This window comes from Modestobacter sp. L9-4, assembly GCF_019112525.1.
In the GTDB taxonomy this organism is placed as follows: Bacteria; Actinomycetota; Actinomycetes; order Mycobacteriales; family Geodermatophilaceae; genus Modestobacter.
In genome coordinates, this window is the sequence record NZ_CP077800.1 from 2349572 (window position 1) to 2371697 (window position 22126).

Below are 22126 nucleotides of genomic sequence, written 5' to 3' on the forward strand. Positions count from 1 at the left end.
GTCACCTTGTCGACCAGCGCGGACGGTGACCGCGCGTTCTCCGCGACACGACCGCCGGCGCACCGACCGGCGGGTTCCGGCACCGGACAGTTGCGCCCTGAGTGACGGGTGTGACGCCCGGTGACGGAGTGGAGGAAGCGGTGCGGAGTGCAGCAGGCGTCGAGACGGGGCCCCGGCGTGGGCTGGTCCGGCGGATCACGGCGGTGGCCGTGGCCGGCGCCCTGCTGACCGGCGGGCTGACCGGGCTGCTCCCCGCGCTGCGTGCCACCCCGGTGGCCGCGGCGGCCCAGGCGCCGGTCTCCTGCCCCGCGGCGGTGGCGCTGCAGAACGGCGGCTTCGAGCAGCCGGTGCTGCCCGCCAGCTCCATCCGGCAGCTGGACGAGAGCCAGGTGCCCGGCTGGCTGACCACCGCCACGGACGGGCTGGTCGAGCTGTGGAGCTCCGGCTTCGAGAACGTGTCCGCCGGGAGCGGGCAGCAGTTCGCCGAGCTGAACGCCACCCAGGCGTCCACGCTCTACCAGGACGTGGCCACCACGCCCGGCCAGACCCTGCGCTGGGAGCTGCAGCACCGGGGCCGGCTCGGCCAGGACACCATGGCCGTCTACATCGCCCCTCCCACCGTGCGGGCCTCGCTGGCCAACCGGCAGGCGCTCATCACCGACGACCGGAACGCCTGGGGCACCTACTCGCGGGTCTACACCGTGCCGCCGGGTCAGACGCTCACCCGCTTCTCCTTCCAGGCGGTGAGCTCCACCGGCCCGAACGCCAGCATCGGGAACTTCCTCGACAGCATCTCCTTCGGCACCCAGCCCTGCCTGGTCACCACGACCACGGTGTCGCCGCCGCCCGGGCGCACGACCGGGACAGCTCAGGTCGGGGACGTGCTCACCTACACGGTCACCACGGCCAACAACGGCGGCAACCCGGCCCGCGAGGTCGTCATGTCCGACGACCTGCCCGCCGGCGTGGAGTTCGTGCCGGGCTCGATCCGCGCGGTCACCAGCACCACCACCGCCGTCCGGTCGGACGCGGTCGGGGACGACGCCGGGGAGTACGACACCTCCACCGGTACCGGCCAGGGGACCGTCCGCGTCCGGGTGGGCCGCAACGCCGGGACGACCGCCGGCGGGGTCGTCGACCCCGGCGACGTGCGCACCTTCTCCTACCAGGCGCGGGTGCTGCCCGCGCTGTCCGGGCAGACGCTGCGCGACGACGCCAAGGTGACCTACCGCGACGACCTGAGCGCCAGCACGCTCACCTCGACGTCCGACGAGGCGGCCACCGCCATCGGCGTCGCGGCCGACCTGCGCGCGACGCTGACGCAGGGCACCACCCCGCTGGTGGCCGGGCGCCCGGCCACGTGGACCGCGACGCTGACCAACCGCGGCCCGGGCACCGAGCCGGCCCCGCAGCTCACCACCACCGTCCCGGCCGGGCTCACCGGCGTCACCGCGACCCCGGTCGGCGGCGGGAGCTGCACGGTCAGCGGCACGACGGTCACCTGCACCGGGCCCGCGCTCGCCCCCGGCGCCGCCCGGGGCGTGACCATCACCGGCGGCGTGCCCGCCGACGCGGTGCCCGGCGCGCAGGACACGCTGGTGAGCAGCGTCCGCGGGGACAGCTACGACCAGGGCCCCACCGACAACACCGCCACCGTCAGCGCCGCGGTGACCGCCCTCGCCGACCTCTCGGTGCGGCTGGCCAGCGACCCCGCCGTCGGGGTGGCCGGCGACCCGGTGACCTACACCGCCCGGGTCCGCAACGACGGCCCGTCCACGGCCCGTGGCGTCCGGCTGGTCGACCCGCTGCAGCCCGGCTCGACCCTCCAGTCCGCCACCGTCGCCGGCGGCACCTGCACGCTGGCCGCGGGCTCGAACACGGTCAGCTGCGCGCTCCCCGACCTGGCCCCGGGCACGGAGCTGCCGGTGCTGGTCACCGTCCAGCTCGCCCCGGACAACGACGGCCGGATCGACAACGCCGTGTCCGTCGCCGCCACCACCCCCGACCCGGACGCCGACGACCTCACCGCCTCGGTCAGCGGTGCGGGCAGCCGGGACGTCGACCTGCGGCCCCGGCTGACGCTGGACCGGACCGACCTGATGCCCGGCCAGACGCTGGCGTTCACGGTCGTCGTCGACAACCTGGGCGCCTCCGACGCGACCAACGTCTCCGTGCGGTCGACGCTGCCGCCCGGCGTGCGCATCGTCGGCACCGACTCCACCGGCTGCGTCCCGGGCAACTGCAGCATCCCGGTCGTGCCCCACCGGGGCAGCGTGACGATCAACGGCACCGCGGTCGTCGACCCCGACGCCCCCGAGGGGACCGCCTTCGCCAGCGCCACCGTCGTCTCCGCGGTGCCCGACGCCGACGAGGGCAACCAGTCGGCCACGGTCAGCGCGACCATCCGGCTGTCCGCGGACCTCGCGGTCACCCTCGCGCTGAGCAACCCCACCGACCCGGGCGCCCCGCTCGTCGCCGGGCAGGACGTCGCGGGGCTGGCCACGGTGACCAACAACGGGCCGACCCGCGCCTCCGGCGTCCAGCTGCGGCTGGCCGCGCTCGCCGACCAGCCGGTCCCGGTCGTCACCACGCGCCCCCGATCCGACGGGAGCACCCCGCCGAGGCCGCTGGACGCCGGCGCCTGCGCCTACCAGGGCGGCGTCCGCGACGGGCTCGCCGTCGACGGCGGGGTCGTCGTCTGCTGGCTGGACCAGCTCGAGGCCGGTGGCACCTGGCTGATCGACTCCCGCGGCCGCGTGCCGGCCACCTTCACCGACACCAGCTTCTCCCGCAGCCGTACCGTCACCTCGACGTCGGCCGACCCGGTGGCGACCAACGACACGGGCACCGCCTCCGTGCGGGTGGAGCGCCGGGCGGACCTGCAGGTGGCCATGACGACCAGCACGCCGAGCGTCGTGCAGACCGGGGCCGTGCAGTTCCAGGTGCGGGTCACCAACGCCGGCCCCTCCGACGCCCGCGACGTCGTCGTCCGCGAGGAGCCCCAGCCCGGTGTGGTGATCACCGGGGCGCACCCGTCCGCCGGCAGCTACGGCGACGCCGTGGGCGTCTGGCGCATCCCGTACCTCGCGGTCGGTGCGTCCGCGCTGCTCGACGTCAGCGGCACCGCCGAGTCGCCGACCGACGTCGAGAACCGGGCCACGGCGACCGGTTCGGACGCCACCGACCCGGACCCGCGGAACACCGGCTCGGCGCGGGTCACCGTCCTGCCGGCCCAGCGCACCCTGACCACCACCGCCCAGGTGGCCGTGTCGCCGGCCGTCGACGGGTCCGGCCTCCGGGTGGGCGATGCCGTCGACCTCGCGTACGTGGTGCGCAACGACGGCAACGTCCGGATCAGCGGCATCCGGGTGGACGAGACGCTCGTGCCCGGTGCGGTCGCCTGCCCGCACGACGCGCTGGCGCCCGGCGAGCAGATGAGCTGCACCGCGGGCAGCACCTACCGGGTCACCCAGGCCGACGTGGACGCCGGCACCCCGGTGACCAGCCGCGCCGTCATCTCCGGCCGCGCCCCCGACTCCACCACGGACCTGACCTTCGCCCCGGCCACCACCTCGGTGCCGGTGACGGCGGGCGCCCCGGCCCTCCGCCTCACCCTGGTCGCGGACTGGGACGACGCCGACGGCGACGACGCCCTCGACGAGGGCGAGACGGTGACCTGGACGGCGGTCGTGGTCAACACCGGCGACCTGACGACGGGTGCGCTGGCCGTGTCCGCGCCCGGTACCCCCTCGTTCACCTGCACCGACACCGTCCTCGCGCCGGGGGCGTGGACCAGCTGCGCCACCGCCACCACCCTGGCCGCGGCCGACGTCGGTGGGCAGCGGCGCACGACCGCGGTCGCCACCGGTACCGAGGCGCGCGCCGGCACCGTGGTGCGCAGCGCGCCGTCGGAGACGCTGCTGCCCGCGGAGGCCACCCCGGCGCTGCGGACGACCCTCGGCGGCGTCGTCGCGCCGTCCGCGCACCAGGACGCGGCCGCCCCCGGTGACCAGGTGACCTGGCGGTACACGGTCACCAACACCGGCAACGTCGAGCTGACCGGCGTGGCCGTCGACGACGCGGACGGCGGTGCCGCCACGTGTGCCGCGACGCTGCTCCAGCCCGGGCAGACGACCGTGTGCACCTCCGACGTCCCGCGGGTGGTCGCCGAGGCCGACGTGCTCGTCGGCGGGATCACCGAGCGGGCCACCGCGACCGGGACCCCGGCCGGCGGCGCCCCGGTGCGCTCCCCGCAGGACCAGACCGTCCTCCGGGTCGCCGGCGCGGTCCGGTCGCTGCAGGTGTCCGTCGTGGCGAGCACGCCCGGTCCGGTGAGCGCGGGCGAGACGATCCGCTACGCCTACGACGTCCGCAACGACGGGAACGTCACCATGCGGCTGGTCTCGGTCGCCGACGAGCTGGTCGGCCCTGCGTCGTGTGCACTCCAGGTGCTCGCCCCGGGGGCGAGCACCTCCTGCACCAGCGGCGGGTCGCACCGGGTGACCCAGCAGGAGTTCGACGCCGGGCAGCCGATCGCCGACCTCGCCCAGGTGTCGGGCATCCCGGCCGGCTCGGCCACCCCCCTGACCTTCGGGCCGGCCTCGGCCCCGGTCGCCTTGGCGGCCGCCCGCCCCGAGCTCGCGGTCCGCGGCGTGGCCGACTGGGCCGACGACGGGGACCGCGCGGTCGAGGCCGGCGAGACCATCGACTGGTGGGCGCTGGTGTCCAACCCCGGCGACGTGACCCTCACCCGGGTCGAGGTGACGAGCAGCCGCGGGGACGTGCTGACCTGTCCGGTGCCGGTCCTCGGCCCCGGCGAGCAGATGCGCTGCACGGCCCCGCGCTACACGATCACCGCCGCTGACGCCGGGGCACCCGCGATCTCCGCGCTGTTCACGGTGGGCGGCGACGAGCCACGCGCCGGCACCCGGGTGACGGGCACCGACACCCGCGCCGTCTCCACCACCGAGGAGCTGGGCCTGCTGCTGACCGTGGGCCAGGCGGTGGCCGGCAGCCCCGTCCCCGACCTCGGCGACCGGGTGCGCGGCCTGTTCACCGTCACCAACGTGGGCAACGTGGCCGTGCAGGACGTCGGGGTCACGAGCGTCGACCTCGTCCCCGTCACCTGCCCGGTCGGACCGCTGACGCCCGGCGCGTCGACGGTCTGCCGGACGTCGACGGTGCACGAGGTCTCCGAGGCCGACCTGCGCAACGGCACGCTCACCGTGGCCGGGACGGCCACCGCGACGGCGGTCGCCAGCGGGGCGCGGACCACCTCGGCCCTGGCCACCCAGGCACTGTCGTTGGCACCGCTGGTGCGCGCGCTCGAGGTCACCGCAGCCGCGGTGCCGTCCGCGACCGGCCCGCTGCGGGTCGGCGACGGGGTGACGTACACCTACGTCGTCCGCAACCTCGGCAACGCCACCATGGACGGCGTCGCGCTGACCGACGCCGCCGGCGGCGCCGCGAACTGCCCCACGACCACGCTGGCGCCCGGGGCCGTGACGACCTGCACCGGGACGAGCACCTACGTCGTGGACCAGGACGACTTCGACGCCGGGCTGCCCGTCGGCCTGACCGCACAGGTGGCCGGTCTGCCCGAGGGCCTCGGCACCCCCCTGACGTTCGGCCCGGCCACCGCGCCGCTGCCCGTGGCGGCGGCCGGGTCGGCGCTGACCGCCACCAAGACGGCGGTCTGGGCCGACGACGGTGACGGCCTGCTGGACGCCGGCGAGACGGTCGACTGGACCGTCCGGGTCCGCAACACCGGTGAGCTCACCGTCCGCGACCTGACCGTCGACGACGCGCTCGTGCACGTGCAGTGCCCGCAGGACTCCGTGGCCCCGGGGGCCGAGGTCGACTGCGCGTCCGACCACGACCGGGTCACGGCCGCCGACGTCCTGGCCGGCGGGCGCACCAACACCGCGGTCGCGCAGGGCGACGACCCGCGCACCGGTGCACCCGTGGTCAGCAACGCCGCGGTGGCCGCGGTCCCGCCGCCGGCCCTGGCGATCGCCGTCGACGGCGTCGTCTCCCCGGCGGAACGGCAGGGTGCCGCCGAGACCGGTGACACCGTCCGCTGGCGGTACACCGTCACCAACAACGGCGGCGTCCCCGTCGACGCGCTCGGCGTCGAGGACCTCGGCGACGGTCCGGTGGCCTGCCCGCCGACGCAGCTCGCGCCGGGCCAGGCGCTGACCTGCGGCGGTGTGGTGCCGCACCCGGTCACCGAGGACGACGTGCTGTCCCGGTCCGTGCGGACGACCGCGACCGCCGTGGGCGTGAGCCTCGACCCGGTCGTGGTCCCGGCGGGCTCGGCGTCCCTCGCCGCCGCTGCGCCGGGCCTGCGCTCGGCCCCGGCCGACGGGGCGGTGCCGACCGCCGCCGTGCGCACCGGCCTGGACCTGACCCAGCGCCTGGAGAACACGACCTCCCGCGACCGGGACGCCCGTCCCCAGCGGGACGACCTCGTGCGGGTGGTCTACCGGGTGGCCAACACCGGCAACCTCACGCTGACCGGGGTCACCGTGGCCGACCCGGCCTTCGGCACCGTGGGGTGCCCGCAGACGTCGCTGGCCCCCGGTGGGTCGATGGAGTGCAGCACCGACACGCCGCACCAGGTCGACGGCGCCGACGTCGTGGCCGGCCGGCTGGTCAGCGACGCGCAGGCGACCGGCGCACCGCCTTCGGGTGCCGGCACGGTCACGGTCTCGGACACCTCGGCCATGGACGTCCCGCTGGCCGCCGCTGACGGTGGCCCGCCGCCTCCCGGCACGCCCGTCGACGGCACCCCGGTGGACGGCACCCCGGTGGACGGGACGCCGGTGGACGGCTCTCCGGTGGGTGGCACACCCGTGGACGGCACCCCGGTGGACGGCTCTCCGGTGGACGGGACGCCGGTGGACGGGACGCCCGTGGACGGCTCTCCTGTGGGCGGCGTACCGGTGGACGGTGCACCCGTGGACGGTGCACCCGTGGACGGTGCACCTGCCGACGGTGCCCTCGTGGACGGTCTCCCGGCCGACCCGGCCGACCCGGCCGACCCGGCCGACCCGGCCGACCCGGCCGACCCGGCCGACCCGGCCACCCGGCCGGCGCCCGCACCCCGACCGACGCCCGCGGGGCTGGCGGCCACCGGTGAGGAGACCGGCCCGCCGCTCGCGCTGGGTGCCCTGGCGCTGTCGCTCGGTGCGTTCCTGATGGTGCTCGGCCGCCGGCGGGTGGTGGGCCGTCGCTGGTGACCACCCGCCGGCGGGCCGGCGCGCTCAGCGGGCGGGGACGGCAGCCAGTCGTTCCCGCAGGAAGGCGACGACCTGCTCGCGGGCCTCGTGCGTGGGGTGCCCGGGCGTCTCGACGTCCTTGCTGGTGAGGACGCTGTGCTCGTTGGCCCCGATGCCGGCGTCGTTGCCGGGGCGGGAGTTGAGCTGCACCGGCAGCCAGCCGTCGCCGAACGTGGCCCGCAGGGCGCGGAACCGGTCGCGCGGGGAGGCGGCGTCCTCGCTGAAGCGCAGGCCCATCAGGCACAGCCCCTCGCTGCGCACCCGCTCGCCGATCACGTCGGCCTCCCGCTCGCTCATCCCGATGTCGCGGCGGTGGCCGGCGGAGAGCGGGAAGGGGACGCCGGGCTGGCTGCCGACCGGGGCGAGCACCGAGGGCTCCGCCGCCGACGCCAGCGCGAACCCACCGCTGAAGCACATGCCGATCACCCCGACGCCCGGGCCGCCCACCCGGTCGTGCAGCCGGCGCGCGGCGGCCCGCACGTACTCGGCGACCGGACGGTCCGCCCGCTTAGCGAAGGCCCGGAACTCCCGGCTGATGCACACCGACGCCACGGTGCGGGCGGCGTAGGCGGGGCTGAGCGGACGGCCGGGCTCGCCGAAGAGGCTGATCACGTCGACGGTGAAGCCCGCGTCGACCAGGTGGTCGGCCAGGCCCAGCACCTCCGGCGTCATGCCGGGGATCTCCGGCAGCAGCACCACCCCGGGGCCGGAGCCGCGGGAGTACACGGTGTGGGTGAGGCCGGCGTTGGTGAAGGGCTCGGCGGCCCAGCCGGTCAGGGCAGGTGATGACGTCGTTGTCATCGCCCGATGGTGGACCCGCCGGGCCCCCGCGGTCGAGACCCCCGAGCGCGCCGCGCCACCCCGGCCGCCCCCAGCCGGGACGACCGTGCGGTCGGCGGGTCCCCGGGCAGGCCGGCGCCCGGCGGCGGCGGAGTCAGTCGGTGAGGGTGCGGAGGAGGCGGGCGAGCTCGCTGCGGTCGGCGGCCGGCAGGCGGGCGAACAGCTCCGAGGCGTCGGCGCCCCGGGCGGCATCGACCTCCTGCTGCACCCGGCGCCCGGCCTCCGTCGGCGTGAGCACCACCGCCCGCCGGTCGGCGGGGTCGGGGGAGCGCTCGACCAGCCCGCGCTCCTGCAGCCCGTCGGCGACCTCGGTGGCCGAGCGCGGGGCGATCCGCAGCGCCTCGGCCAGCTCCGACAACCGCACGCCGTCCCGCCCGCAGACGACGCGCAGCGCCCGGGCCTGGTGCGGGGACAGGTCCCAGGGGGCCAGCGCGGCCATGAACCGGCGGCGCAACGTGCGGGCCACGCCCAGCACCAGCTCGCCGAGCACCGCCGTCCCGTCGTCCGGTGGGGAGGCGGTCATGCGGGAATCGTACCGACGACCGTGCGGTTACCACACCGTGAGGTAACCTCAGTAAAGACAGAGAGGGGGTGGTCGTCGATGGACGACACCTCGCCCGGGCGCCCTGGACGGCGTCCCGACCCGGCCGACCGGGACCAGCTGGAGCGCTCGCCGGTGCGCTGGAGCCGGGTCGCCGGCCTGTTCCGCCCGTACCGCTGGCAGCTCGCACTGGTCGTCGCGCTCATCGTGGCCAGCTCCGCCATCGCGCTGGCCAGCCCGTTCCTCGTCCGGCTGGTGATCGACGAGGCCCTGCCCCGCCAGGACGTCCGGCTGCTGGCCTGGGCGGTCGGCGGCATGCTCGCCGTCGCCGCGGCCACCGCCGTCCTCGGCGTGCTGCAGACCTGGATCTCCACCACCGTCGGCCAGCACGTCATGCACGGCCTGCGGACGTCGGTGTTCACCCACCTGCAGCGCCAGTCGCTGGGTTTCTTCACCCGCACCAAGGGCGGGGAGGTGCAGTCGCGGCTGACCAACGACATCGGCGGCATGCAGTCGGTGGTCACCTCCACCGCCACCTCCTTCGCCGCGAACCTCACCACCGTGGTCGGGACGGCGGTGGCCATGGCCGCGCTGAGCTGGCGGCTGTCGCTGCTGTCCCTCGTCGTCCTGCCGCCGGCGGTCTGGCTGACGCGGCGGGTCGCGGTGATGCGCCGCTCGATCACCGCGCAGCGCCAGCGGCACCTGGCCGACCTGCACTCCCAGGTGGAGGAGGGGCTGAGCGTCAGCGGCGTCCTGCTCGGCAAGACCCTCGGCGCCGGCCCGGCCCAGTCCCAGCGGTTCGCCGCGACGTCGGACGACCTGGTCGGGCTCGAGGTCCGCTCGCAGCTGGCCGGCCGGTGGCGGATGGCCACCATGAGCATCGTGTTCGCCGGCATCCCGGCGCTGATCTACCTGGCCGCGGGCCTGCCGGCGACCTCGGGCGGGATGACCATCGGCACGCTGGTCGCCTTCACCGCCCTGCAGGGTGCGCTGTTCCGTCCGCTGATGGGCCTGCTGGACATCGGCGTGCAGCTCACCAGCTCGATGGCGTTGTTCAGCCGGGTGTTCGAGTACCTCGACCTGCCCGTGGACATCGACGACCCGGCGTCCCCGGTGCGGCTGGGCGCCGTCCGCGGCGAGGTCCGGTTCGACTCCGTCGGTTTCCGCTACCCCGACGGCCACCGCGACGCCCTGTCCGGCGTCGACCTCACCGTGCCCGCCGGCGCGACGCTGGCGCTGGTGGGGGAGACCGGGTCGGGCAAGAGCACGCTGGCCTCCCTCGTCGCCCGGCTCAACGACCCGACGTCCGGGCGGGTGACGATCGACGGCGTCGACGTCCGGGACCTGACGCTGGCAGACCTGGCCCGGGTGGTCGGGGTCGTGGCGCAGGAGACCTACCTGCTGCACGGCACGATCGCCGAGAACCTCCGGCACGCCAAGCCCGACGCCACGGACGCCGAGATGGTCGACGCCGCCCGCCGCGCCCAGGTGCACGACGTCATCGCCGCGCTGCCCGACGGCTACGAGACCGTGGTCGGTGCCCGCGGGCACCGGTTCTCCGGCGGGGAGAAGCAGCGGCTGGCCATCGCGCGCACGCTGCTGCGCGACCCGCGGGTGCTGGTGCTCGACGAGGCCACCAGCGCGCTGGACAACGAGACCGAGCGCGCCGTGCAGGCGGCCCTGGACGAGGCCAGCCGCGGCCGGACGACGATCACCATCGCCCACCGGCTGTCCACCGTCCGCGACGCCGACCTCATCGCCGTCCTGGAGGCGGGACGGGTCGTCGAGCAGGGCACGCACGAGGAGCTGCTGGCCGCCGGTGGCCGGTACGCGAGGCTCGCCGGGAGCGCCGTCCGGCAGGCGGAACTGGTCGGCTGACCACCGACCGTGCGCTCGGCGGGCGCCCCGGCCCGCCGGGACCCCGCCGGTCGCGGCGCGGATCCTGCGGGCCCCGCCGATGTGCGCTCATCGCTGCCTCCGGGGGAGCGAGACGACCACCAACGCACAACGGTGAGCCCCCCCCCCCGGGTCCGGACCCCGTCGGGGTGCACGCTGGGCAGACGCACCGAGGCCCGGCCCCCGAACGGGGACCGGGCCTCGGACACTGTGCGCCCAGTGCCTGTTCCGCGGCGGGAACGGGCACCGGGCGCACATCGCTCAGGTCAGCCGTGCGCCTTCTTGGACAGGGCGTCCCAGGCGTTCCACTCGGCCAGCCGGGACTCGTAGTCGGCGGTGGCGATGCCCAGCGGGGCGTCGCCGAAGAAGACCCGCAGCGGGGGGTTCTCCGCGTCCACGAGCTCCAGCACGGCGTCACGGGTGGCGACCGGGTTCCCGGGGGTGCCGCCCAGCCGGACCTTGCGCTGCTCGGCGGCCTTGACCCGGAACTCGTCGTAGCCGGGGTTCGCGGTGGCGTGCTTGGCCGAGGCGCCGCCCCAGTCGGTGGAGTACCCGCCGGGCTCGATCAGGGTCACCTTGATGCCGAAGTCGGCGACCTCGGCGGCGAGGGACTGGGTGAAGCCCTCCAGCGCCCACTTCGAGGCGTTGTAGATGCCGACGTTCGGGAAGGCGGAGATCCCGCCGATGGAGCTGACCTGCAGCACGTGGCCGGAGCCCTGCGCGCGGAGGAAGGGCAGCGCGGCCTGGGTGACCCAGAGCGCGCCGAACACGTTGGTCTCGAACTGGGCGCGCGCCTCGGCCTCGGAGATCTCCTCGACCATCCCGAACTGGCCGTAGCCGGCGTTGTTCACCACGACGTCCAGGCCGCCGAAGTGGTCGTGCGCCTGCTGCACGGCGGCGAAGTCCGCGGCGCGGTCGTCGACGTCCAGCTGGATCGGCAGCACGCGGTCGCCGTAGGACTGCACCAGCTCGTCGAGGGTCGAGGTGTCGCGGGCGGTGGCCGCCACGTTGTCGCCGCGCTCGAGGGCCGCGATCGACCACTCCTTGCCGAAGCCGCGCGATGCGCCGGTGATGAACCAGGTCCTGGCCATGGGGTGTCCGTTCCTCTCGTCGTGGGTCAGGGGGAGGCGGGGTCCGCGGGCCGGGGCCCGGGACGGCGTCGCCTCGCCCTCCGGAGGTGCCCAGCACCAGGAGGCGGCTGTGTGTTCCGTGAGGCAACGACTTTCTCCGGCGGCGACGTGAGGGAGGCCGCACCGCGGAATGCTGAGCCTGGGCAATGACCTTGCCCAGGACATGGACCTGTTCTCCCCCGTGAAGCTCGGCGACCTCGAGCTCGCCAACCGCGTCGTGATGGCCCCGCTGACCCGCATGCGTGCCGGGGACTCCGGCGTGCCGAACGACCTGCTCGTCGAGCACTACGCGCAGCGCGCCTCGATCGGCCTGATCATCACCGAGGGCACCTACCCCCGGTTCGAGTCGCAGGCGTTCGTCGGCCAGCCCGGCATCGTCACCGACGAGCAGGTCGCCGGCTGGGCCCGGGTGGCCGAGGCCGTGCACGCCCGCGGCGGCCGCATCGTCATGCAGGTCATGCACGGCGGGCGGGTCACCCACCCGGACACGAACAACGGCCACCGGGTCGAGGCGCCGTCCGCGATCGCGATCGACGGCGAGACGCACACCGCGAAGGGCAAGCAGCCCTACCCGGTGCCGCACGCGCTGACCGTCGCCGAGGCCGCCGAGGTGCGCGACTCCTTCGTCACCGCCTCCCGCCGGGCGATCGAGGCCGGGCTGGACGGCGTGGAGCTGCACGGCGCCAACGGCTACCTGCTGCACGAGTTCCTGTCCCCGGCGTCGAACACCCGTGAGGACGTCTACGGCGGGTCCCCGGAGAACCGGGCGCGCTTCGTGGTCGAGGTCGTCACCGCCGTGGTCGAGGCGGTCGGGGCCGGCAAGGTGGGGCTGCGGATCTCCCCGGAGCACAACATCCAGGGCGCGCTGGAGACCGACCGGGCCGACCTGCTCGCCACCTACGGCACCCTGCTCGACCAGCTGCGCCCGCTGGGTCTGGCGTACCTGTCGGTGCTGCACGCCGAGCCCGCCGGTGACCTGGTGCAGGAGCTCCGCCGCCGGTTCGGCGGCCCGCTGATCGCCAACAGCGGCTTCAGCAGCGTGACCACCCGCGAGGAGGCCGTCGAGCTGATCGAGGCCGCGCACGCCGAGGCCTGCGCGGTGGGTCGCCCGGCCATCGCCAACCCCGACCTGGTCGAGCGCTGGCGGGGCGGGCACCCGGAGAACGAGCCCAACGGGGCGACCTTCTACGCCGACGGCGCCGAGGGCTACACCGACTACCCGACGCTGCAGCACAGCCAGAGCTGAGCGTCCGCACGACCGCGAGGGGCCCGGCAGCCACGTGCTGCCGGGCCCCTCGTCGTCCGGCGCACGGCGTGAGCGAGGCCGCACGGCGGAATGCTGAGCGGGGGCAACGACCTTGTCGCCCGACATGGACCTGTTCTCCCCGATCACGCTCGGCGACCTCGAGCTCGCCAACCGGGTCGTCATGGCCCCGCTGACCCGCACGCGCGCCGGCTCCTCCGGCGTGCCCGGTGAGCTGATCGCCGAGCACTACGCCCAGCGGGCGGGCATCGGCCTGATCATCACCGAGGGCACCTACCCGAACGCCGAGTCGCGGTCCTACCCCGGCCAGCCCGGCATCACCGACGACGAGCAGGAGGCCGGCTGGCGTCGGGTCGCCGAGGCGGTGCACGCCCGCGGCGGCCGCATCGTCATGCAGGTCATGCACGGTGGCCGGGTGTCGCATCCCGACATCACCGGCACCGACCGGATCGTCGCCCCGTCGGCCATCGCCATCGCGGGGGAGACCCACGGCCCCCACGGCAAGGTCGCCTACCCGGTGCCGCACGCGCTGACCACCGAGGAGGTGCGTGAGGCCCTGCGCGACGTCGTCGAGGCCTCCGTGCGCGCGGTGCGGGCCGGGCTGGACGGCGTAGAGGTGCACGCGGCCAACGGCTACCTGCTGCACCAGTTCCTCTCGCCGGTGTCCAACACCCGCGACGACGTCTACGGCGGGACGCCGGAGAACCGCGCCCGCGCGGTGGTCGAGGTCGTCACCGCGGTCGCCGAGGCCGTGGGCCCGGGCAGGGTCGGGGTGCGGATCTCCCCGCAGCGGCAGATCCAGGACGCGCTCGAGCCCGACGTGGACGACGTGCGCACCACCTACGGCACCCTGGTCGACCAGCTGCGCCCGCTGGGCCTGGCCTACCTGTCGGTCCTGCACCCGGACCTGTCCGGCGACCTGGTCCAGGAGCTGCGCCGCCGCTTCGGCGGACCGCTGATCGCCAACAGCGGCCCGGAGTCGGTGACCACCCGCGAGGAGGCGGTGGCACTGATCGAGGCCGCGCACGCCGACGCCGTCGCGGTGGGTCGCCCGGCCATCGCCAACCCCGACCTGGTCGAGCGCTGGGCGGGCGGGCACCCGGAGAACGAGACGCGGCCGCACCTGTTCTACGGCAGCGGCGCCGAGGGGTACACCGACTACCCGTTCCTGGCCGACAGCCGCAGCTGACGGCGGGCACGCCGGGCCCCGCGGGGTCCGGCGTGCCCAGGGCGGCTGTGACGATGACCCGTGTGACCCGCCCGACCACCGCCGCGGCCGACGCCTACCTCGCCGGCTTCGCCGAGGACGAGGGCTACCTGGACTTCGCCCGGTTCGGCCCGCCGGCGCGGGCGGTGGTCGATGCCGGCGCTGCGGCGATGTCCGCGGTGCACACCGCCGGTCCGGGGACCGTCGACGGGCTGATGCTCGCCGAGGACCGGGCGCTGGCCGCGGCCGCCGCGCTGACCGGGTTCGCGCCGGGCAACGTGGCCTACACCCCCAGCACGTCGGCCGGGCTGTTCCAGGTGGCCTTCGCGCTGACCGGCACCGTGCTGGTCAGCCCCGCCGAGTTCCCGGCCAACCTCTACCCCTGGTGGCGGGCGGCATCGGCCGGCCGGCTGCAGGTGGCCGAGCTGCCGCCCGGAGCGGTCACCCCCGACGCCCTGCGGGCCGCGCTGGCCGGGACCGACGCGGGCGCGGTGGCCGTCAGCGCCGTCGACTTCGCCACCGGCGCCCGGGCCGACCTCGCCGGCCTGCGCGACGTCGCCGGCGACCGGCTGCTCGTCGTCGACGGCATCCAGGGCCTCGGCGCGGTGGAGGCGGACTGGACGGCGGCCGACGTCCTGGTCGCCGGCGGGCAGAAGTGGCTGCGCAGCGGCTGGGGCACCGGCCTGCTCGCCGTGTCCGACCGCGCGCTGGCCCGGCTGGACCCGCTGCTGGCCGGCTGGACCGCGGTCGAGGACCCGACCCGCTACGACGGCGTGCCGCACCCGCTCGCCCCCGGCGCCGACCGCCTGCGCACGACGAACACCAGTCCGGTCGCCCAGGCCTGCCTCGCCGCGGGGCTGGAGCTGCTGGCGAGCGTCGGCGTCCCGTGGGTGGCCGCCCGGATCGCCGGCCGGGTCGAGGAGCTGCTCGCGGTGCTGGACCGGCGCGGTGCGGTGGTGACGTCGTCGCGCGCGCCGCGGCAGCGGGCCGGGATCGTGGCCTTCCGGGTGCCCGGCGTCCCGGGGGAGGAGCTGCACGCCGTCCTCGCCCGGTCCGGGGTCACCTGCACCCGGCACGGCGACCGCGCCCGGCTGGGCGTGCACGCGACCACCACACCGGCGGCACTGGCCCGGCTGGACGAGGCGCTCACCGCGCTGCACTGAGGCGCCGCGGTGTTCCCGCTCCTGGATGTGATCTGTGCAGCACGTGGGAAGTGATCCGGCGCCCGGGGCCTTGGAGGTCGTTGCTGGAAGCAACGAACAGGACGGATCCCCACCGCATGAGCACGACCGAACGCCGTACCTCCCACCAGGTGACCTTCGCCGTCCTGACGACGGGGGTGATCGCCTTCGCGCTCCTGCAGTCGCTGGTGACCCCGGTGCTGCCCACCCTGGAGGCGGCGCTGCACACCGACCAGTCGAGCGTCACCTGGGTGCTGACGGCCTACCTGCTGTCGGCGTCGATCTCCACGCCGATCCTGGGCCGGCTGGGCGACATGACCGGCAAGAAGCGCATGTTCGTCCTGGCGCTGACCGCGCTGGCACTGGGCTGCCTGCTCGCCGCGCTGGCCACCAACCTGACCGTCATGATCATCGCCCGGGTCGTCCAGGGCATCGGCGGTGGCGTGCTGCCGCTGGCCTTCGGGATCATCCGCGACGAGTTCCCCCGCGAGAAGGTCGCCGGCGCCGTCGGGGCCATCTCCGCGCTGATCGCCGTCGGTGCCGGGGTCGGCCTGGTCGTGGCCGGTCCGATCGTGAACGCGCTGAGCTACCACTGGCTGTTCTGGCTGCCGCTGATCGTGCTCGTCGGTGCCGCGCTCGCCGCCCAGTTCCTGGTGCCGGAGTCCCCGGTGCGCACCTCCGGCTCGGTCAACTGGCCGGCCGCCCTGCTGCTGTCGGCCTGGCTGGTCGCGCTGCTGCTCGCCGTCAGCCAGTCCCCGACCTGGGGCTGGGGCTCGGGCAAGGTGCTCGGCCTGCTCGCGGCCGCCGTCGTCCTCGCCGCGGCCTGGATCGCCCTGGAGTCCCGCTCGGCGCAGCCGCTGATCGACATGCGGATGATGCGCGTGCGCGCCGTCTGGGCGACCAACCTCGTCGCGCTGCTGTTCGGTGTCGCCATGTACGCGGCGTTCGCGTTCCTGCCGCAGTTCCTGCAGACGCCCTCGGCGGCCGGCTACGGCTTCGGGTCCTCGGTGACGGTGTCCGGCTTGCTGCTCCTGCCGCAGACCATCGCCTCGTTCGTCCTCGGCCTGGTCTCCGGCCGGCTGGCCCAGCGGATCGGCTCGAAGACCGTCCTGGTCATCGGCACGCTGGTCTCCGCCGTGGGCTACCTGACCTTCGCGCTGGCGCACGACAGCCAGGGGCAGGTGCTGATCGCCTCCACCGTCATGGGCGCCGGCTTCGGGCTGGCCTTCGCCGCGATGTCCAACCTGATCGTCGCCGCCGTCGAGCCGTCCCAGACCGGGGTGGCCAGCGGCATGAACGCCAACATCCGCACCATCGGCGGGTCGCTGGGTGCTGCCGTCATGGCCTCGGTGGTGACCGCGCACGCGGGCCCGAGCGGGCTGCCGACCGAGTCCGGCTACACCAACGGCTTCCTCATGCTCACCGGGGCGCTGGTGCTCGCCGGTGCGGCCGCGCTCCTGATCCCGGCGGTGCGCCGCGACCCGCGGACGCACGTCGAGCCCGACGTCGAGCTGCGCCACCCGGAGGCCGCGCTGGTCGCCGGCGGCACCGTGGTCGGCGACGACCCGGAGTGAGCAACGGGCCCGTGCGCGGTCAGCGCACGGGCCCGGCAGGGCTGGTCGGTCAGGCCGCGCGCTGGGCGGCGAACTCGGTGGTCTCGGCCTCGGAGAGGTGCCGGCCGCGGGTGGCCTGGGGCACCGCGCGCAGCGCCTCGACCGGCTGGACGACGTCGGCGCCGGCCGGGGTGGCGAACTCCGCGGTGACCGGCTCCTCCTCGGTGACCTCGGCCTCGGCCTGGACGGGCGTCTCGGCCTCGACCGGCGACTCCGCCTGGACGGGCGTCTCGGCCCGGACCTCGACGACCTCCTCGGCCTGCGGCTCGTCGCGGACGGCGGCCGGGTTCTCCGCGATGTCGACGACCTCGGCCAGGCCCGCGGCGTGGATGCGGGCGATGGACTCCAGGGCGCCGGCCGCCAGCTCGGCGATGACCTGCGCGTCGGAGGTCGCCTGACGGTCCTCGGCAACGGCGTGGATGCTCATGCCCCCTTCCATCGGCAGTCTCCTGCGCCACCGGAACCGGCCGGTCCCGGTGACCCGGCGCACGTCCGGCCGGGACGCCGCGCCCGAGCGGGTTCCCGTCCGGGCCGGCCGGTGCCACGCTCGGTGAGGTGAGCTCCCGGTCCTGGCTGTCCCTGTGGTCCCGGGACCCCGCGCTGTCCCTCGCCTCGCAGGGGTCGTTCCCCTCGATCGGCAGCGTGGGGTCCGTCGCCTCGATCGGCAGCGTCGGCTCGTCGATGTCGCTGTTCTCCGTCGGCAGCTGGCTGTCGGTCGGCTCGGCGCTGTCCGCGCGGTCGGTGGGGTCGGTGCTGTCCTGGCGGACGGTGCACGGTGCCCGCGCGGCGGGCGGCGCCGCGGCGGTCGCCGTCGTCCTGGCCTCGACCGCGGCGCTGGCCGGGAGGCGGTGGTGACCGCCACCGTCGAGCAGTACCTCGCCGAGCTCCCCGCCGACGTGCGGGCGCGGGTCGAGGAGCTGCGCCGGGTCGTCCACGAGCTCGCGCCGGGCGCGGGGGAGTCGATCAGCTACGCGATGCCGGTCTTCACCCTGGACGGTGCGCCACTGCTGCACGTCGGGGCGTGGAGGCGCCACATCGGGCTGTACCCGGTGCCGGTGCTGGACGACGAGCTCGAGGCCGAGCTCGCGCCCCGCCGCAGCGGCCGGGACACGGTGCGGCTGCCGCACGCCGCACCGTTCCCGCGGGAGCTGGTGGCCCGGGTGGTCCGGGCGCTGGTCGACCGCCGCGGCTGACCGGCCCCCGGCCGGCCGGCACCGGGCCGTACGCCGGCTCGTCGGCCAGGGCCGCCGTCCACCGGGGCGGGAGGTCAGCCCGCCAGTGCCTGCGTGTCCCGGCGGTGTGTCCCCGCGCCCAGGTCCCCGGGGACGGCGTCCGGGACGGTCAGGTGCCCGGCCGGAGCCGGGCGCCCGAAGTGCCAGCCCTGCCCGTCGTCGACGCCCAGGACACGCAGCATCGCGTGCTCGGCCGCGGTCTCGACGCCCTCGGCCACCACCCGCACCCCGCCGCCGTGGGCGAAGTCGACCAGCGACTCGACCAGCCGGGCCAGCACCGGGTCGGTGTCCAGCCCGCTGACGATGCTGCGGTCGATCTTGATGACGTCGGGGTCGGTCACCACGATGTGCCGGAGGCTGCTGAAGCCGGCGCCCACGTCGTCGATGGCCAGCCCCATCCCGGCGGCACGCAGTGGGGTCAGCACCTCGACCAGCGCGTCGTAGTCGGCCACCTGGTCGTGCTCGGACAGCTCCAGCAGCACCCGCGGCAACGGGAGCGCCGCGAGCAGGTCGCGGCAGCGGTCGGTGAGCAGCGTGCCGGGGGAGACGTTCATCGACACGTAGCCGGGGACGTCGTCCAGCAGCGTGGCCGCCCGGGCCAGGGCCTGCAGCTCCAGCCGGTCGCCCTCGCCGATGCTGTGCGCCTCCGCGAAGACGGTGTCGGGCGCGCGGTCCCACTCGGCGGGGAAGCGGCTCAGCGCCTCGGCGCCGCGGCGCTCGCCGGTGGCCAGGTCGACGATCGGCTGGAGGACGACGACGGGTCCGCCGGCGGCCAGCACCGGGAGGACCCGCTGCTCGATCTCGCTGCGCCGCTGCTCCTCGCGCAGGTCGGGCTCGACGATCACCGAGGCCGCGTTGGCCAGCACCTCCATCAGCGTCTGGTCACGGGTCGACAGCTCGGGGTCCGAACGCAGCCCGAAGGCGCAGAAGGTGCCGTAGACGGTGCCGTCGCTCAGCCGTACCGGGGCGGTGACGTAGCTGCGGATGCGCGGCACCCGGGCCGGGCGCAACCGCATGGCGGCGGGGAAGTCGGTCACGTCGGGCATGACCGCCGGGAGGTCGCCGTCCAGCACCGCCTGGCAGAAGCTGGTGTCCTGCGGCTGGGCCAGCCCGTCGTGGAAGAGCAGCGGCATCGAGGACTCGACGACCTCGAGGTGCTGCGTGGTGCCGTCGAACCGGCTGAAGAAGGCCACGCTCAGGCCCAGCGACCGCCGCGCCGTCTGCAGCAGGTCGGCGATCTGCCGTTCGCTCTCCGAGCGCTGTCTGCGCACGAACCTCTCCTCGGTCGACGGGCCGGTGGCCTCGGGATCTCGAGGTGGTTGCCCGAGTCCACCATCGGCACGGGCAGCACGGCGGTTGAGCGGGGTCACCTGCACGGGGGACGGGGCCACCCCGCTCGGCCGGGCCGGAGGGCGCCGTGCGCGTGTCATGATCAGGCCGCGGTCGCCCCGCGTCCGAGCCGTGGACCCCCGGGCGTGCGGAGGAGAGGTGTCGCGCTGAACGATCGGCTGGCCGAGCTGGTGCTGGGGGAGCGCACCGAGCTCCAGCGGGCGGTCCTGGCGGCGGACTGGTCGCAGACCCCGCTCGGCCCGGTGGCGACCTGGTCCCCGACGCTGCTGACCGCGGTGAGCACGGTGCTGAACTCCCGGTTCGCGATGATGCTGGCCTGGGGCCCGGAGCTGACGCTCGTCTTCAACGACGCCTACACGCCCATGCTCGGTGCCCGTCATCCCGGCGCCCTCGGGCGGTCGATGGCCGAGGTCTGGTCCGACGTGTGGGCCGACGTGCAGGGGCTGGTCACCGACGTCCTCGCCGGTCGGAGCACCTACGCCGAGGACCTGCCGCTGACGATGACCCGGCACGGGTTCGCGGAGGAGACCTGGTTCACCTTCTCCTACAGTCCGGTCGTCGAGCCCGAGGGCCGGGTGGCAGGGTTGCTCAACACGGTCGTCGAGTCCACGCCGCGCGTGCTGTCGGCCCGCCGGATGGGGGTCCTGCAGCAGCTGGGCAGCCTGCCGCGCTCGGTCCACGGCAGCACCGAGGCAGCCGCTGTCGCCGCCCTCCGGGTGCTCGCCGACGCCGACGCCGACTGCCCGTTCGGCGTGGTCTACCTCCTGGAGGACGACGAGGCAGGCGCCCGGCGCACCGCCAGCTACGGGGTGGACCCGGCGGGCGCGCTGTCCGATGCGGTCCTGCAGGCGGCGGTGCGGCAGGCGGTGACCACCGGCGCGGTCGTCCCGGTGGGCGACCTGGGGGCCCGGCTGCCCGGCATCGCCGACGCCGGCCCGGTCGGGTCCGCCGGCGTCGAGACCGCGTTCGCGCTGCCGCTGACCGCGGCGGGCCGGGACCGGCCGATCGGTGCGCTGGTGCTCGGCGTCAGCCCGCACCTGCGGGTGGACGCCGAGTACCTCACCTTCCTGCAGCTGGCCGCCGGTCAGGTGGCCGCGGCCGTGGCCGACGCCCAGGCGGTCCTGGCCGAGCGCCGGCGGGCGGCGGAGCGGGCCGAGCTGGACCGCTCGCGGGCGCAGTTCTTCACCGAGGTCGCCGTCACCCTGCAGCGCGCCGTCCTCGGGCCGACCGTGCTGCCGACCGGGTTCGCCGTCCACTACGAGCCGGCCGCCGGGACCCTGGAGGTCGGTGGCGACTGGTACGACGTCGTCGACCTGCCCGGTGGGTCCTACGGGGTGGTCGTGGGCGACGTCGTCGGGCGCGGGCTCGACGCGGCCGCGGTGATGGGCCAGCTGCGCAGCGCCGGGCGGGCGCTGCTGCTGGAGAGCCGCTCCCCGGCACACGTGCTCTCCGCACTCGACCGGTTCGCCGCCCTGGTGCCCGGGGCCATCTGCAGCACCGTCTTCTGCGGCATCGTCGACCCGGCGGCGGCCACCCTGCGCTACAGCAGCGCCGGGCACCCACCCGCCGTCCTGGTCGACGACCAGGGCCGGGCGCAGCTGCTGGAGGGGGCACGCGGCGTGCCCCTGGCGGTGCTGGAGGGCGTGCAGCGCCCCGAGGCGCAGGTGAGCCTGCCGCCGGGGTCGACGCTGCTGCTCTACACCGACGGCCTCGTCGAGCGGCGGGACGAGGCGCTCGACGAGGGCATCGACCGGGCGGTGCAGGCACTGGTCGCCGGCCGCCACCTGGCCTCCACGGTGCTGGCCGACCTGCTCACCGACCAGCTGCTGTCCGACGCCCCCGACGACGACGTCGCGTTCCTGCTCTACCGCAGCCCCGGCTGAACGTCCTTGCCGTCGCCGGCCGGAGGGGCCAGGCTGCGCGGCATGTGGACGACGACGGTCGACGGCGGCCCGGACGACGAGTGGGCACGCCGGTCCAGCGCGCCGGAGAACGAGGCCCCGGCCACCGTCCCGGTCAGCGTGGTCCTCGCCCGGACCGCGACGGCCGCCGTGACCCTGACCGGGGTCCAGGTCTTCACCACCGGGATCGCCTTCACCGTCGGCCTCCGCTGCCGCCCCGAGACGCTGGCCGCCCTGGAGTCCCGCGACCTCGGGGACCTGCTGTGGGGCCACCGGGGGCCGGGTCCGCAGCTGCTGGTCGGCGTCGAGCTCGCCGACGGGCGCCGGGCCAGCAACGTGCCGGCCGGTCCGGACGCCTCCGGCGACCCGGGCGGTCGCGACGCGGTGCTGTTCCACGGCGGCGGGGGCAGCGCCGGGCAGCTGTCGGCCGACCACAGCTGGTGGCTCAGCCCGCTGCCGCCGGCGGGGCCGCTGCGCGTCGTCGTCCGCTGCGACCCGCTGGGCGTGCCGGACACGGTCACGGAGCTGGACGGGGCGGCGATCCGGGCCGCCGCGGAGGGCGTGGTCACCCTCTGGCCGTGGGTCTCCCCGCACGAGGTCGACGTCCCGATGACCTCGCCTGCACCGGACCTGCCGGCCGGCAGCTGGTTCGCCGGGGCCTGACCCGGTTCACGCGGGCGTCGGCCCGGGT

At 75.6% G+C, this 22126-nt stretch carries 15 protein-coding genes; 10 read left to right on the plus strand and 5 right to left on the minus strand.

The features are described 5' to 3' along the window. The first annotated feature begins 140 nt into the window (after positions 1–140). Positions 141–7241 carry a hypothetical protein gene (locus tag KUM42_RS11090; protein ID WP_237492244.1) on the plus strand — a complete coding sequence of 2367 codons (7101 nt, stop codon included), beginning with the start codon at positions 141–143 and terminating at the stop codon, positions 7239–7241. A 24-nt stretch (positions 7242–7265) separates the two neighbouring features. On the opposite strand, the gene KUM42_RS11095 is transcribed toward KUM42_RS11090, so the two are convergent. After that, positions 7266–8081 carry a dienelactone hydrolase family protein gene (locus KUM42_RS11095; protein WP_237492246.1) on the minus strand — a complete coding sequence of 272 codons (816 nt, stop codon included), beginning with the start codon at positions 8079–8081 and terminating at the stop codon, positions 7266–7268. Positions 8082–8214: 133 nt separating this feature from the next. Further along, the gene (locus tag KUM42_RS11100; RefSeq protein WP_237492248.1) at positions 8215–8643 is read right to left on the minus strand and encodes a MarR family winged helix-turn-helix transcriptional regulator; all 429 of its coding nucleotides are present in this window, start codon (positions 8641–8643) and stop codon (positions 8215–8217) included. Between the two features lie 78 nt (positions 8644–8721). Here KUM42_RS11100 and KUM42_RS11105 point away from each other — a divergent pair, with 78 nt between their 5' ends. Beyond that, the gene (locus tag KUM42_RS11105; protein WP_237492250.1) at positions 8722–10539 is read left to right on the plus strand and encodes an ABC transporter ATP-binding protein; all 1818 of its coding nucleotides are present in this window, start codon (positions 8722–8724) and stop codon (positions 10537–10539) included. Positions 10540–10823: 284 nt separating this feature from the next. Here KUM42_RS11105 and KUM42_RS11110 read toward each other — a convergent pair whose 3' ends face one another. Beyond that, positions 10824–11648: an SDR family oxidoreductase gene (locus KUM42_RS11110; RefSeq protein WP_237492252.1), complete on the minus strand. Its 825-nt coding sequence runs from the start codon at positions 11646–11648 to the stop codon at positions 10824–10826. A gap of 202 nt (positions 11649–11850) precedes the next feature. Between KUM42_RS11110 and KUM42_RS11115 the strand changes: the two genes are divergently transcribed. The 4 genes from KUM42_RS11115 (at position 11851) to KUM42_RS11130 (ending at position 16913) form a co-directional block, all read left to right on the plus strand. Then, positions 11851–12933: an alkene reductase gene (locus tag KUM42_RS11115; protein WP_237492254.1), complete on the plus strand. Its 1083-nt coding sequence runs from the start codon at positions 11851–11853 to the stop codon at positions 12931–12933. Positions 12934–13057: 124 nt separating this feature from the next. Beyond that, the gene (locus KUM42_RS11120) at positions 13058–14140 is read left to right on the plus strand and encodes an alkene reductase (RefSeq protein WP_237492256.1); all 1083 of its coding nucleotides are present in this window, start codon (positions 13058–13060) and stop codon (positions 14138–14140) included. A gap of 62 nt (positions 14141–14202) precedes the next feature. Continuing rightward, positions 14203–15321, plus strand: coding sequence for an aminotransferase class V-fold PLP-dependent enzyme (locus tag KUM42_RS11125; RefSeq protein ID WP_237492258.1), 1119 nt, complete (start codon positions 14203–14205; stop codon positions 15319–15321). A 116-nt stretch (positions 15322–15437) separates the two neighbouring features. Further along, a complete protein-coding gene (locus tag KUM42_RS11130; protein WP_237492260.1) occupies positions 15438–16913 on the plus strand; it encodes an MFS transporter in 1476 nt (491 codons plus the stop codon). A gap of 49 nt (positions 16914–16962) precedes the next feature. Here KUM42_RS11130 and KUM42_RS11135 read toward each other — a convergent pair whose 3' ends face one another. Continuing rightward, positions 16963–17379 carry a hypothetical protein gene (locus KUM42_RS11135; RefSeq protein ID WP_237492262.1) on the minus strand — a complete coding sequence of 139 codons (417 nt, stop codon included), beginning with the start codon at positions 17377–17379 and terminating at the stop codon, positions 16963–16965. Positions 17380–17507: 128 nt separating this feature from the next. Between KUM42_RS11135 and KUM42_RS11140 the strand changes: the two genes are divergently transcribed. Beyond that, the gene (locus tag KUM42_RS11140) at positions 17508–17807 is read left to right on the plus strand and encodes a hypothetical protein (RefSeq protein WP_237492263.1); all 300 of its coding nucleotides are present in this window, start codon (positions 17508–17510) and stop codon (positions 17805–17807) included. Then, positions 17804–18145, plus strand: a complete 342-nt coding sequence (locus KUM42_RS20285; RefSeq protein WP_304610696.1) for an iron chaperone — start codon at positions 17804–17806, stop codon at positions 18143–18145. Before KUM42_RS11140 ends, KUM42_RS20285 begins: the two co-directional genes overlap by 4 nt. 74 nt (positions 18146–18219) lie before the next feature. Here KUM42_RS20285 and KUM42_RS20290 read toward each other — a convergent pair whose 3' ends face one another. Further along, positions 18220–19455 carry an EAL domain-containing protein gene (locus KUM42_RS20290; RefSeq protein ID WP_304610697.1) on the minus strand — a complete coding sequence of 412 codons (1236 nt, stop codon included), beginning with the start codon at positions 19453–19455 and terminating at the stop codon, positions 18220–18222. 204 nt (positions 19456–19659) lie between these two features. On the opposite strand from KUM42_RS20290, the gene KUM42_RS11160 reads away from it, so the two are divergent. Beyond that, the gene (locus KUM42_RS11160) at positions 19660–21417 is read left to right on the plus strand and encodes a SpoIIE family protein phosphatase (RefSeq protein ID WP_237496669.1); all 1758 of its coding nucleotides are present in this window, start codon (positions 19660–19662) and stop codon (positions 21415–21417) included. A 42-nt stretch (positions 21418–21459) separates the two neighbouring features. Further along, positions 21460–22098: a hypothetical protein gene (locus KUM42_RS11165; RefSeq protein ID WP_237492266.1), complete on the plus strand. Its 639-nt coding sequence runs from the start codon at positions 21460–21462 to the stop codon at positions 22096–22098. Positions 22099–22126: the final 28 nt, after the last annotated feature.